The organism is Allomuricauda sp. CP2A, from assembly GCF_001683915.1.
Lineage (GTDB): Bacteria > Bacteroidota > Bacteroidia > Flavobacteriales > Flavobacteriaceae > Flagellimonas.
Window position 1 is genome coordinate 1 of the sequence record NZ_LXTT01000100.1, and the last position, 14,051, is coordinate 14,051.

Consider the following 14,051-nt stretch of genomic DNA (forward strand, 5'->3'; position numbering starts at 1 on the left):
AACAGGTCGAGACTGTTAAAAATATAGGCCTTTTTAAACATTTATCTTTGAATGACAGATTAAATTCAACGGAATTCTGTATTTGAATGAAATTTTACAATGGAATTGAACAAGTTTAGCAAAAATGTGACCCAAGACCCAACCCAGCCTGCTGCACAAGCAATGTTGCACGCCTTGGGATTAACCGATGAAGATTTAAAGAAGCCTTTTGTAGGAATAGCAAGTACAGGATATGAGGGAAACCCTTGTAATATGCACCTGAATGATCTGGCACTTGAAGTGAAAAAAGGGGTGCAATCGACCAATTTGGTCGGCCTTATTTTTAATACCATCGGGGTAAGTGACGGTATTTCAATGGGAACACAGGGTATGCGTTATTCCCTACCTTCAAGAGATATTATTGCTGACTCAATTGAGACAGTGGTACAGGCCATGAATTATGATGGTTTGGTAACCGTTGTGGGCTGCGATAAAAATATGCCAGGAGCTTTGATGGCGCAATTAAGGTTAAACCGCCCATCTATTCTGGTATATGGCGGAACTATTGCTCCAGGCTGCCATAACAATAAAAAGTTGGATGTTGTCTCAGCTTTTGAAGCATGGGGGAGCAAAGTGGCTGGAACCATAGACGAAACTGAGTACAGGAATGTTATCCACAAAGCATGCCCTGGAGCAGGAGCTTGCGGCGGTATGTATACGGCCAACACCATGGCATCTGCCATTGAAGCTATGGGAATGTCGTTGCCGTTTAACTCGTCCATCCCTGCGGTGAATGCCAAAAAAGGAGCGGATTGTGAGGCTGCTGGGGAGGCTATGCTGCATTTATTGCGAGAGGACATCAAACCGAGGGACATTGTCACCAAAAAAGCATTGGAAAATGCATTTAGGTTGGTCACTGTTCTTGGAGGTTCCACCAATGCGGTACTGCACTTTATGGCGATTGCCCATGCCGCGGAGGTTGATTTTACTTTGGAAGATATTATTCAGATTAGTGAGAACACCCCTTTGTTGGCCGATTTAAAACCTAGTGGGAAGTATCTTATGGAAGACCTTCACAAAGTAGGTGGGGTACCAGCGGTTTTAAAATATATGTTGAAGGAAGGCATGTTGCATGGCGATTGCCTCACAGTTACCGGAAAAACATTGGCCGAGAACCTGTTGGATGCCCCAGATTTGGCAGAAGGTCAGGACATTATCAGAAAGAAAGACCAACCTATCAAAGAAACAGGACATATCCGAATTCTTTATGGCAACTTGGCCACGGAAGGTGCCGTGGCAAAAATAACTGGGAAGGAAGGACTTGAATTTACCGGGACCGCCCGCGTTTTTGATAGCGAGACCGAAGTGAACGAAGGCATTCACACTGGAAAAGTCCAAAAAGGAGATGTGGTGGTCATTCGGTATGAAGGACCAAAAGGTGCTCCGGGAATGCCAGAAATGTTGAAACCCACATCCGCCATTATGGGTGCTGGTTTGGGGAAAGATGTTGCCTTGATCACAGATGGACGGTTCTCTGGAGGTTCCCACGGTTTTGTGGTGGGCCACGTTTCACCCGAGGCCCAAGTTGGTGGAGGAATAGCACTGGTAAAAGATGGTGATGAGATTACCATCGATGCAGTGAACAACACCATAAACATCAACATTTCAGACGAAGAACTGGAACAACGAAGAAAAGAATGGAAGCAGCCTGAACTCAAGATAAAATCAGGAAGTCTATATAAATACGCAAAAACAGTTTCATCAGCATCCAAAGGCTGTGTTACCGATTTGATATAAAAAAAGTAAAGTTCCACCTAAGGAACAAGGGTATATTCCCTAAAAAAATATGCTTATGGAGACATTGAAAGCACAAAAAAAAGACAAAAAGAAAAGCACTTCGATTCGCATCACCGGTGCTGAGGCCATAATACATTGTTTGTTGGCGGAAGGGGTCGATTTGATCTATGGTTATCCCGGAGGGGCCATCATGCCTGTGTATGATGAATTGTACAAGTTTCAGGACAAGTTGACCCACATTCTTACGCGTCATGAGCAGGGAGCCACCCATGCTGCCCAAGGCTATGCAAGGGTAAGTGGAAGAGTGGGGGTGGCCATGGCCACATCGGGTCCTGGTGCCACCAATTTGGTGACCGGTTTGGCCGATGCCCAGATAGATTCAACTCCCTTGGTTTGCATCACCGGACAGGTAGCAAGACATTTATTGGGTTCCGATGCTTTTCAAGAAACGGATATTGTGGGAATTTCAACCCCGGTAACCAAATGGAACTACCAAATCACCCGCGCTGAGGAAATCCCTGAAATCATGGCAAAGGCATTCTATATAGCCAAGTCAGGGCGTCCTGGGGCCGTATTGGTGGACATCACCAAAAATGCCCAGTTTGATGAATTGGATTTCGAATACGAAAAATGCACTGGGGTCAGAAGTTATAAAGCCGCTCCAGATCCAGATTTGAAAGCCATTGAAAAGGCGGCAGAATTGATAAACAATGCCAAAAAGCCCTATATCGTTTTTGGGCAAGGGGTTATTTTGGGTGAAGCCGAGGAACAACTGAAAGCTTTGGTGGAAAAAGCAGGAATCCCAGCAGCATGGACCATTTTGGGACTTTCCGCCATGGATACAGACCACCCATTGAACGTAGGTATGGTAGGGATGCATGGAAACTATGGGCCCAATGTCCTTACCAATGAGTGCGATGTCCTTATCGCCATCGGTATGCGTTTTGATGATCGGGTGACCGGAAATTTGGAAACCTATGCCAAGCAGGCCAAGATCATTCATTTTGAGATAGACCCTGCGGAAGTCAACAAAAATGTAAAGGTGGATGTTGCTGTTTTGGGCAATGCCAAACAAACCTTGGATTTGTTGCTGCCTTTGGTCAATAAGAATGAACACAAGGAGTGGAGAGCCGAGTTCGAGAAAAAGCACCAAATAGAATTGGAAACCGTGATCGAAAAGGATATTCATCCTACCAAGCCAGGGCTTACCATGGGTGAGGTGATAGAACAGATCAATATGGCTTCTGGGCAAAAGGCGGTTATTGTATCGGATGTGGGCCAGCATCAAATGATGGCCTGTCGGTATGCAAAATTCAAACAGTCCAAGAGCAATATTACCTCTGGTGGTCTCGGCACCATGGGATTTGCCCTTCCTGCGGCCATAGGGGCCAAAATGGGGGCCATGGATCGTGAAGTGGTCGCCATCATTGGAGATGGCGGTTACCAAATGACCATTCAGGAGCTTGGGGTTATCTTCCAACATAATGTACCCGTGAAAATTGTGGTGCTCAATAACGATCACTTGGGTATGGTACGCCAATGGCAAGAATTGTTCTTTGAAAGAAGATACGCTTCAACGGTTATGACCAACCCAGATTTTGTGAAAATTGCTGAAGGCTACCATATTAAATCCAAAAGAGTGGTGGAGCGATCAGAATTAAAGGATGCCGTGGAGGAAATGATGGCTTCCAAAGACCCTTATTTCTTGGAGGTCCGGGTAGAAAAGGAAGATAATGTATTCCCAATGGTGCCCACCGGGGCTTCCATTTCAGACATCAGATTAAAATAACAAGGATTGATTCGCACGCAGTTGCAGTTAAAATAAAATAAGCATGGAAAATCAATGGTATACCATTTCGGTGTATTCCGAAAATCATGTGGGATTGCTTAATAGAATATCAGGAATATTCTTAAAGCGACACATTAATATAGAAAGTTTAAATGTTTCAAAATCAGAGATTGAAGGTGTTTCAAAATTTACTATTGTAATTTACTCCACCGAAGATTGGGCCATAAAAATTGTCAACCAAATTGAGAAGCAAGTAGAGGTCATTAAGGCCTATTACCATACCGATGATGAAACCATTTATCAAGAGTCAGCCTTGTTCAAGATTGCTTCCCATCTGTTGTTTGATGAGCGCCAAATCCAAAACATCATCAAAGAACATCATTCGCAAATTGTCACGGTGAGCAGGGAATTTTTTGTGTTGGCCAAAACAGGCCGCAGGCATGAGATTGACGAAATGCACGAGGCCCTGGAGCCCTATGGCATTATGCAATTTGTGCGTACCGGTAGAATAGCCGTCAGTAAGGCCGCCATGCCCATCACCAACCTATTGGCAGAATTTCAAAATCAATAAATAGCAAAATCAGATACTAAAAATGACAAATTACTTCAACACACTATCGCTTCGCGAGCAATTGACCCAATTGGGAAAATGTAGGTTTATGGACCCCAGTGAGTTTGCTGATGGTGTTACCGCCCTAAAAGGCAAGAAAATTGTAATTGTGGGCTGTGGAGCCCAAGGATTGAACCAAGGTTTGAACATGAGGGATTCCGGACTGGATATTTCCTATGCACTACGTGCGGCCGCCATAAAAGAACAGAGGCAATCCTATAAAAATGCCAAAGAGAACAATTTTACTGTAGGTACTTACGAGGAGTTGATACCTACTGCCGATTTGGTCATTAACCTAACGCCGGACAAGCAGCACACCAATGTGGTAAGCACGGTAATGCCCTTGATGAAAAAAGGCGCTACGTTGTCCTATTCCCATGGATTCAACATTGTTGAAGAAGGCATGCAGGTACGTGAGGACCTTACCGTAATCATGGTGGCCCCCAAAAGTCCAGGTTCAGAAGTGCGTGAGGAGTACAAAAGAGGATTCGGTGTGCCAACCTTGATCGCTGTGCACCCTGAAAATGACCCCGAAGGAAAAGGTCTGGAGCAAGCTAAAGCCTATGCCGCAGGGACAGGAGGGGATAAGGCCGGTGTTTTGGAGTCTTCCTTTGTAGCTGAAGTAAAGTCGGATTTAATGGGAGAACAGACCATTCTTTGCGGTTTGTTGCAAACAGGATCTATCCTTTCGTTCAACAAAATGATTGAAAAGGGAGTGGATGCTGCGTATGCTTCCAAATTGATTCAGTACGGATGGGAAACCATCACCGAAGGATTAAAACAAGGGGGTATCACCAATATGATGGACCGTTTGTCCAATCCTGCCAAGATCAAAGCTTTTGATTTGGCCGAAGAATTGAAGGAAATTATGCGTCCCTTGTTCCAAAAGCACATGGACGACATCATGAGCGGTCATTTCTCCAAAACCATGATGGAAGATTGGAACAATGGGGATAAAAACCTTTTGGATTGGCGTGCTGCCACTGGAGAAACTGATTTTGAAAAAACTCCAGCAGGCGATATGCCCATTTCTGAACAAGAATACTACGACCATGGCGTGTTGATGGTCGCTTTTGTGAAATCTGGGGTGGAATTGGCTTATGAAACCATGACCGAATCTGGAATTATTGGTGATTCTGCTTATTATGAGTCGCTTCATGAAACACCATTGATTGCCAATACCATCGCAAGAAAGAAATTGTTTGAGATGAACCGAGTGATTTCCGATACCGCTGAGTATGGTTGCTACTTGTTTGACCATGCTTGTAAGCCTTTGTTGACCGATTTCATGAAGAAAATTGAAACAGATGTCATTGGAAAACACTACGGCGAAGGAAAAGATACTGGTGTGGACAACGTTAAGCTTATCGCTGTAAACAAGGCCATCCGTGAGCATGATGTTGAAATCGTTGGGGCTAGATTGCGTGCTTCAATGACCGCCATGAAACCCATCGGATAAAACCTATTGGCCCCATGAACAAAACGGTGGACACCTATTTTCCACAAATAGCGGATATTTATCAAGCGGCGAAGACGATTCGGCAGGTTGCTGAAGAAACGCCTTTGCAGCAAAGTATCCGCTATTCCAAAAAGTATGGGGCCAATATCCTTTTAAAGCGGGAGGATTTACATCGCGTCCGAAGCTACAAGATTCGCGGTGCGTACAATAAAATCAGTTCACTGACCCAAGATGAACTCAAAAGGGGAGTGGTCTGTGCCAGTGCAGGGAACCATGCCCAGGGTGTGGCCTTTGCCTGTAGTCATTTGCATGTGGAAGGAACCATTTACATGCCCGTGGTCACCCCAAAACAGAAAATCGACCAGACCAAAATGTTTGGTGGGGATTGGGTAAAAGTGGTTTTGGAAGGCGATACGTTTGATGATTCCAATAAAGCGGCCCAGCGGTTCTGCAATCAAGAAGGCAAGATCTTTGTACACCCTTTTGATGATGAAAAGATTATTGAGGGTCAGGCTACCGTTGGATTGGAAATCTTGCAACAATCCCATGAGCCAATCGATTACGTTTTTGCTGCCGTTGGTGGTGGCGGACTCGCTTCCGGTTTGTGCGGCACATTTCAGGCACTTTCTCCTCAAACCAGGATTATCGGTGTGGAACCTGAGGGGGCACCTTCCCTAAAGAAATCGATAGAAAAGGGTGAATTGGTCGAGCTTCAGAACATCGATAAGTTCATCGACGGCGCTGCGGTGCAAAAAATAGGGCAATTGACGTTTCCCATTTGTCGAGATTATCTGTATCAAGTATCTACCGTTCCCGAAGGGAAAGTATGCCAAACCATATTGGATCTCTATAATCGGGATGCGATTGTGGTGGAACCCGCTGGAGCATTGACCATTGCAGCTCTTGATGATTATGCGGACGAAATCAAGGGAAAGAATGTGGTCTGCATCATTAGTGGGAGCAACAACGACATCACCCGTACCGCCGAAATCAAGGAACGAGCCCTGCTCTATGCCAATCTGAAACACTATTTTATTGTTCGCTTTCCACAGCGCCCTGGTGCCTTAAAAGAATTTGTGGCCGATATATTGGGTCCTGACGATGATATCACCCATTTTGAATACTCCAAAAAATCAAGTCGGGAAAATGCCCCTGCTGTTGTGGGGATTGAATTGAAATCCTCCGCTGATTTGGAACCTTTGATTCAACGGATGAAGGCCAACAACTTTTTTGGCGACTACCTTAACGATAAACCGGACCTTTTTCAATACCTCGTGTGATTGTTATAACAAATTTTTAATGGTTTGCGATTTTAAGACGGTGCAAATGAGGTCGTTTTCAGCGGTTTTTATGTTAGCTTTGTAGTGGATGAACGACGGTTCATTCGGATAATACTCATAAAAAACAACTACGTATGCCAGCTACAGCCACAGCAATACCCGAAGCACTTCAGATAACTCAAGAAATCCATCAAAAAACCTATTTGGTAAACGGCGAATTGCGCAAATGGGAGGGAAGCACCACTCCGGTAGTTTCCACCATTTCCTCGACTGAGGATTATGCGCCCACCACTTTGGGGAGTATCCCGGACATGGGTGAACCTGAAGCACTTGAGGCATTGGACGCCGCTTTGGGCGCTTATGACAAAGGACAAGGAGTTTGGCCCACCATGAAGGTAAAGGACCGTATTGAATGCATGGAGACCTTTGTGAAGCGAATGGAGCAAAAACGGGAAGAGGTGGTGAAGTTGCTCATGTGGGAGATCGGTAAGTCTGAACCGGATTCGTACAAAGAGTTTGATCGCACCGTTGAGTATATTTACGATACCATAGAGGATTATAAACAGTTGGATAGGGATTCGGCCAAGTTTCAAAAACATGATGGGGTGTACGCCCATATCAGAAGAGGTCCTTTGGGCGTTGTACTTTGTTTGGGGCCATATAATTACCCACTCAATGAAACCTTTGCGTTGTTGATCCCGGCGATTATCATGGGGAATACCACCATATTCAAACCCGCTAAACACGGTGTGCTATTGATCACCCCACTTTTGGAGGCATTTAAAAGCAGTTTCCCAAAAGGGGTGGTGAACATTCTCTTTGGAAGGGGTAGGGCTGTGGCCGCGCCGATCATGAAAACGGGAAAAGTGGATGTTTTGGCCTTGATTGGCAACAGTAAATCGGCCAATGCATTGCAAGAGCAGCACCCTAAGAGCAACCGACTTCGCCTGGTATTGGGGTTGGAAGCCAAAAATCCCGCCATTATTCTTCCCGATGCGGATTTGGACCTCACTATCAACGAATGTATTTCCGGCACGCTGTCCTTCAATGGACAACGTTGTACCGCACTTAAGGTAGTATACGTCCATGAGGATATCAAGGATGAGTTTTTGAAGAAGTTTTCGGAGAAAGTGGATGCCCTTAAATTTGGAAATCCATGGGATAAAGGAGTAAACCTGACCCCACTGCCCGAACCTGGAAAACCTGCCTATATCCAAGAATTGATTGATGATGCCCAAACCAAAGGGGCCAAAATAAAGAACAAAAAAGGAGGCAAGCACTTTGACAACTACATTTGGCCAGCCGTTTTGTATCCGGTGACCAAGGATATGCGGGTATATGAAGAAGAGCAATTTGGTCCGGTAATTCCCGTTTTGTCCTTTAAAGACATTGAGGAGCCGTTGAACGATATGGCCGAATCCAATTATGGGCAACAGGTAAGTCTTTTCGGAAAGGATGTCTATACCTTATCGCCGCTGATTGACACCTTGGCCAACTTGGTATGTCGTGTGAATTTGAACAGTTCCTGCCAACGAGGCCCAGATGTGTATCCGTTTACAGGCCGAAAAGATTCCGCGCAATCCACTTTAAGTGTCCATGATGCCCTGCGTTCGTTCTCTATCCGAACATTTGTGGCCTTTAAGGACAATGAATTGAATACCAATACCATTGAACAATTGATGGAAGCCAAAGTGAGCAATTTCTTGAGCACGGATTATATTTTGTAGCAACAGAAGATTTCTCACATGCGTTTGAAATGACACATACTAATAAGAGAACTGTGTCATTTTGATTGGGTCCCGATAGTTTTTAGGGATGATGGCAAACTCCAATGTAAGTCTTTACACAAAAGAGCAAAGCCTTGGGACTTTCCCAAGGCTTTTGCGTATCAATCATAAAGAATGAAACAAAAAAAATTGCATTATTTACCGTTCCTCATTAAAAGACTGGAGTTTTTTATGGTCATAGATTTGTGTTAATTCAATGCTCCACATTATCAAAAGCGGAGGATATGTTGAAAACCAAATCTACAGGTCATTACAAGACAAAAGCATACCCAATTGACGGATGGGCCGTTTGAATTGACTGATGGGAACCAAAGCCGGTAATTTTTTGAAAATGGATTATATTTTGTAGTAACAGGGGATGTCTCACAAGCTTCAAAACGACAAACACTGATAAGAATACCGTGTCATTTCAAGTGAGTCCCGACAGTTTTCGGGATGACAACATATCTCAGACGATGAAAAACCAAAAAAAAGCCCCGAACTATGGGGCTTTCTTTTTGGTCTATGAAGGTTGATTAAATATTCTTCGCGAGCCAATCACCAACCTCACTGGTTTTGTAGGCTTTACCACCTTCGGCAAGGTCTTCAGTGACCACACCTTCGGCCAAGGATTTGTTGACCACTGTGCGAATGGCTTCAGCTTCGTCTTGTAATCCAAAGGCCGTTTCAAACATCATTGCAGCAGATAAAACTGTGGCCAACGGGTTGGCAATGTCTTTTCCGGCAGCTTGTGGGTAGGAACCGTGAATGGGTTCAAACAAAGAGGTCTTTTCGCCCAAAGATGCTGAGGGCATCAATCCCATGGAACCGGAGATTACCGATGCTTCATCGGTCAAAATATCACCAAAAAGGTTTTCGGTGATCAACACATCGTAGGAATTGGGCCATTGTACCAAACGCATGGCCACGGCATCCACAAACTCATAAGATACTTCCACTTCTGGATATTCCTTTTCCAGTTTCTGGACCGTTTCACGCCATAGGCGAGAGGTTTCCAAAACATTGGCTTTGTCCACGCAGCAAAGCTTTTTAGAGCGTTGTAGGGCCATTTCAAAGCCTTTACGGGCCAAACGTTCCACTTCGGCACGCGTATAGGTACAGGTGTCATACGCTGTGTTGTCATTATCCTCACGGCCTCGTTTCCCAAAATAGATGCCTCCGGTAAGTTCCCGCAGGAACACCAAATCGGTGCCTTCAATGCGTTCCTTTTTTAATGGTGATTTGTCAATCAAAGACGGAAAGGTAAAGGTGGGGCGGACATTGGCAAAAAGTCCCAATTTTTGGCGCATTTTCAATAAACCTTGCTCCGGGCGTACCTTAGCAGAAGGGTCATTGTCAAAACGGGGGTGACCTATCGCACCAAACAAAACGGCATCAGCGGCAACGCAGATCTCATGGGTTTCATCAGGATACGGCTCCCCAACAGCGTCAATGGCAGCGGCTCCTGTCAAAGCAGGTGTCCACGATATTTCATGTCCGAATTTTGCGGCAACTGCATCGGATACTTTTACGGCTTGGTCTATGACTTCAGGGCCGATTCCATCGCCGGCCAAAAGGGCTATCTTCAAATTCATTTATCTGTGGTTATTGTGTTATTTGGTTACTGGGTTATTGCAATCAGTCTTTTGTCTTTGCTCTTTTTTTCTTTTTCTATTGTGGTTGATTGGTTATTATTCTTTTTCCATTTGTGACTTTCGGCTTCAATTATACTAGGTTGAGCATTTTTTCGGTGGCTTTTATGGCAGATACCGTTTGGTCTGAGTCCAATCCACGGGTGGTGAAATCCTTTTCCTTGGTTTGCCAAGTGATTATGGTTTCGCAAAGGGCGTCCGAGTTGCTTCCCGGCGGGATTCGCACGGCGTAGTCCACCAATTTAGGCAATTCCCGATTCTCCTTTTTGTACACTTTTTTCAATGCATTGATAAAAGCATCAAACTGTCCATCACCTTGGGCATTTTCCTCATACGTCTTGCCATCAATTTCAATGGAAAGGGTGGTAGAGGGCTTTAATCCCTTGGAATGGGTAAGCACGTAGGATTTTACAAATACCTTTTGTTGATGTAGGTTGCTGTCCAATACATCGGAAATGATATAGGGCAGGTCCTCTTTGGTGACCCGCTCCTTTTTATCCCCCAGCTCGATGATGCGCTCAGTGACTTTTTTAAGCTCATCGTCGTCCAAGGTCAATCCCAACTCTTGAAGATTCTTTTGGATATTGGCTTTTCCCGATGTTTTTCCTAGAGCGTATTTTCGTTTTCTCCCGAATCTTTCTGGTAATAGATCATTAAAGTAAAGATTCTTTTTGCTATCGCCATCCGCATGTATGCCAGCGGTTTGCGTAAAAACATTATCACCAACAATGGGTTTGTTGTCTGGAATGCTGAAACCTGTAAAGGCAGATACCAATTTACTCACTTTATAAAGTGAGGATTCCTTTACCCCAATGGAAACTTCAGGCAAAAAATCGTTGATGACAGCCACTACACTGGCCAATGGAGCATTACCAGCACGTTCGCCCATGCCATTTACGGTAAGGTGCAAACCATGGCAACCCGCCTTAACGGCTTCCATGACATTGGCCACACTGAGATCATAATCATTATGGCCATGAAAATCGAAATGGATATCTGGGTATCGGTCTACAATCTTTTTGATGAATTCACCCGTTTCATAATGGGTCAAAACCCCAAGGGTGTCTGGCAGTAAAATGCGCTTTACGGGCTTTTTGGTCAGAAAATCCAAAAATTGAAAGACATATTCCTCGGAATTTCGCATTCCATTGCTCCAATCTTCTAGATATACATTGGTTTCAATTCCCAATTCTTGGCCTTTGACCACCACATTTTCAATATCCTTAAAATGTTGCTCGGGTGTTTTCTTGAGTTGATGGGTCAAGTGGTTCAACGATCCCTTGGTTAAAAGATTTTGAACTTTGGCACCCGCTTCCTGCATCCATTTTAAGGAAACCCCATTATCCACAAAGGTGAGCACTTCCACTTTTGAAAGATATCCTTCCGCGGCGGCCCATTCCGTGATATTTTGCACAGCTTTGAGCTCGCCTTCAGAAACCCGTGCGGAGGCCACCTCAATGCGATCCACTTTCAGCTCTTCCAACAGCAATTTTGCCAAGGTGAGTTTTTCTGAAGCGGAGAAGGAAACCCCAGAGGTTTGTTCACCATCCCGTAGGGTGGTGTCCATAATTTCAATGGTGCGTGCTTTCATTTTTTAGTGCCGTAGTGTTCCGACTTATGGGTTATAGAGGCGTGTTTTCGGCGTATTTCTCAATATCATCCTGAATGTTCAACAAGTAATCAATGTCATCAAAACCATTGAGCATGTTCTGTTTTTTGTATTCATTGATTTCAAAGCTCTCGCTTTCCCCTGTTGCCAAAATGGTGATGGTTTCATCGGGCAGGTTGATTTCCAATTCGGTTTTGGGGTCGGCCTCGATAGCTGTAAAAATCTTGTCCAAGAATGCTGGACTCACTTGTACCGGAAGTACGCCAATGTTTAAGCAGTTTCCCCTAAAAATATCGGCAAAAAAACTGGATACCACACATCTGAAACCGTAGTCATAAACGGCCCATGCGGCATGTTCCCTTGAAGAACCGGAACCAAAGTTTTTACCTCCGACCAAAATTTTTCCACTGTAAATGGGGTTGTTGAGCACAAAGTGCTCTTTTGGGGTTCCATCGGAATTGTATCTCCAATCCCTAAAGAGGTTGTCCCCAAACCCTTTACGCTCGGTAGCTTTTAGGAATCTTGCGGGGATGATCTGGTCGGTATCCACATTCTCGATGGGCAATGGTACCGCTGAACTTGTTAATATGTTGAATTTATCGTAAGCCATTATTTTTTCAATTATCAGTTATCAATTTACAATGAACAATAACTTAAAACATTGCTAATTGTTCATTGGATATTGTTCATTGTTAAGCAAAAGCTTCTTCATGCATGAGTTCCCTTGGGTCGGTCACTTTTCCGGTCACGGCAGCGGCAGCAGCCACCAATGGACTTGCCAAAAGAGTACGGGCTCCAGGCCCTTGTCTTCCTTCAAAGTTTCGGTTTGAGGTACTCACGGCATATTTTCCGGCAGGGATTTTGTCATCATTCATGGCCAAACAGGCGGAACATCCGGGTTCGCGAAGTTCAAACCCTGCATCTTCCAATATATCCAAAATGCCCTCTTCTTTGATGGCTTCTTCCACTTTGTGAGAACCGGGCACCAACCAAGCGGTAACGTTATCAGCTTTTTTTCGGCCTTTTACGATGGAAGCGAAGGCCCTGAAATCCTCAATTCTACCGTTGGTGCAACTTCCCAAGAATACAAAGTCGATAGGTTTCCCTACCATGGCCTCGCCTTCATTGTAATCCATGTACTCCAAGGATTTTTTGTAGGTAGCTACAGCACCATCGATGGTTTCTGCCAATGGAATGTTATTGCTGATCCCGATACCCATTCCTGGGTTTGTACCAAAAGTGATCATGGGCTCTATCTCGCTGGCATCAAAAGTCACTTCTTTATCAAAAACCGCATCTTCATCAGAATAAAGGGTTTTCCAATATTCCATTGCAGCATCCCAATCATTGCCTTTTGGTGTATATTCTCTTCCTTTGATGTAGTCAAACGTCTTTTCATCCGGAGCGATCATACCTCCACGGGCACCCATTTCTATACTGAGGTTACAAACCGTCATACGACCTTCCATGGACATGTTTTTGAAGACATCCCCGGCATATTCCACAAAATATCCAGTTGCACCAGAGGTGGACAACTTGGAAATGATGAAAAGCGCTACGTCCTTGGGCGTAACAGCTTCGCTCAATGCTCCATTTACATTGATGCGCATACTTTTGGGCTTGGGCTGCATAATGCATTGGGTGGACAGCACCATTTCCACTTCGCTGGTACCAATTCCGAAGGCAATGGCCCCAAAAGCGCCGTGGGTAGAGGTGTGTGAATCTCCACAAACAATGGTAGCTCCGGGAACGGTGATCCCATTTTCTGGGCCGATCACGTGTACAATTCCGTTTTTCTTATGCCCAAGCCCCCAATAGGGTATGTTGTGGGCGTTGGCATTTTCCTCCAAAGCCTTTAATTGATTTGCGGACAACGGGTCTTTTACAGGCAAGTGTTGGTTTCGGGTAGGAGTATTGTGGTCGGCAGTAGCGAAGGTACGCTCTGGATACAATACTTTTATTCCTCTGTTCTTTAATCCCAAAAAAGCTACGGGACTTGTAACTTCATGCACCAAATGTCTATCTATGAACAGCACATCCGGACCATTTTCAATATGCTTCACCACATGGGAATCCCATACTTTGTCAAATAGTGTTTTACTCATTGTCA

General features: G+C 44.6%; 10 protein-coding genes. 6 read left to right on the plus strand and 4 right to left on the minus strand.

Annotation, left to right across the window (positions count from 1 at the left end):
• The first annotated feature begins 99 nt into the window (after window positions 1-99).
• The 6 genes from ilvD (at window position 100) to A7D14_RS11535 (ending at window position 8,641) form a co-directional block, all read left to right on the plus strand.
• Entirely contained in the window at window positions 100-1,776 is a 1,677-nt protein-coding gene (ilvD, locus tag A7D14_RS11510) for a dihydroxy-acid dehydratase (RefSeq protein ID WP_067034510.1), read from the plus strand.
• Between the two features lie 55 nt (window positions 1,777-1,831).
• Entirely contained in the window at window positions 1,832-3,565 is a 1,734-nt protein-coding gene (gene ilvB, locus A7D14_RS11515) for a biosynthetic-type acetolactate synthase large subunit (RefSeq protein WP_067034653.1), read from the plus strand.
• Window positions 3,566-3,608: 43 nt separating this feature from the next.
• A complete protein-coding gene (ilvN, locus tag A7D14_RS11520; protein WP_067034513.1) occupies window positions 3,609-4,136 on the plus strand; it encodes an acetolactate synthase small subunit in 528 nt (175 codons plus the stop codon).
• 22 nt (window positions 4,137-4,158) lie between these two features.
• A complete protein-coding gene (gene ilvC / locus A7D14_RS11525) occupies window positions 4,159-5,634 on the plus strand; it encodes a ketol-acid reductoisomerase (protein WP_067034516.1) in 1,476 nt (491 codons plus the stop codon).
• A gap of 14 nt (window positions 5,635-5,648) precedes the next feature.
• Window positions 5,649-6,914 carry a threonine ammonia-lyase gene (ilvA, locus tag A7D14_RS11530; protein WP_067034519.1) on the plus strand — a complete coding sequence of 422 codons (1,266 nt, stop codon included), beginning with the start codon at window positions 5,649-5,651 and terminating at the stop codon, window positions 6,912-6,914.
• 134 nt (window positions 6,915-7,048) lie between these two features.
• Window positions 7,049-8,641, plus strand: a complete 1,593-nt coding sequence (locus tag A7D14_RS11535) for an NADP-dependent glyceraldehyde-3-phosphate dehydrogenase (protein WP_067034522.1) — start codon at window positions 7,049-7,051, stop codon at window positions 8,639-8,641.
• A gap of 575 nt (window positions 8,642-9,216) precedes the next feature.
• On the opposite strand, the gene leuB is transcribed toward A7D14_RS11535, so the two are convergent.
• The 4 genes from leuB to leuC form a co-directional block, all read right to left on the minus strand.
• Window positions 9,217-10,275, minus strand: coding sequence for a 3-isopropylmalate dehydrogenase (gene leuB, locus A7D14_RS11540; protein ID WP_067034525.1), 1,059 nt, complete (start codon window positions 10,273-10,275; stop codon window positions 9,217-9,219).
• A gap of 130 nt (window positions 10,276-10,405) precedes the next feature.
• Entirely contained in the window at window positions 10,406-11,923 is a 1,518-nt protein-coding gene (locus A7D14_RS11545) for an alpha-isopropylmalate synthase regulatory domain-containing protein (protein WP_067034528.1), read from the minus strand.
• 31 nt (window positions 11,924-11,954) lie between these two features.
• A complete protein-coding gene (gene leuD, locus A7D14_RS11550; protein WP_067034531.1) occupies window positions 11,955-12,551 on the minus strand; it encodes a 3-isopropylmalate dehydratase small subunit in 597 nt (198 codons plus the stop codon).
• A gap of 82 nt (window positions 12,552-12,633) precedes the next feature.
• Window positions 12,634-14,046 carry a 3-isopropylmalate dehydratase large subunit gene (gene leuC, locus A7D14_RS11555; protein ID WP_067034534.1) on the minus strand — a complete coding sequence of 471 codons (1,413 nt, stop codon included), beginning with the start codon at window positions 14,044-14,046 and terminating at the stop codon, window positions 12,634-12,636.
• Window positions 14,047-14,051 lie beyond the last annotated feature (5 nt).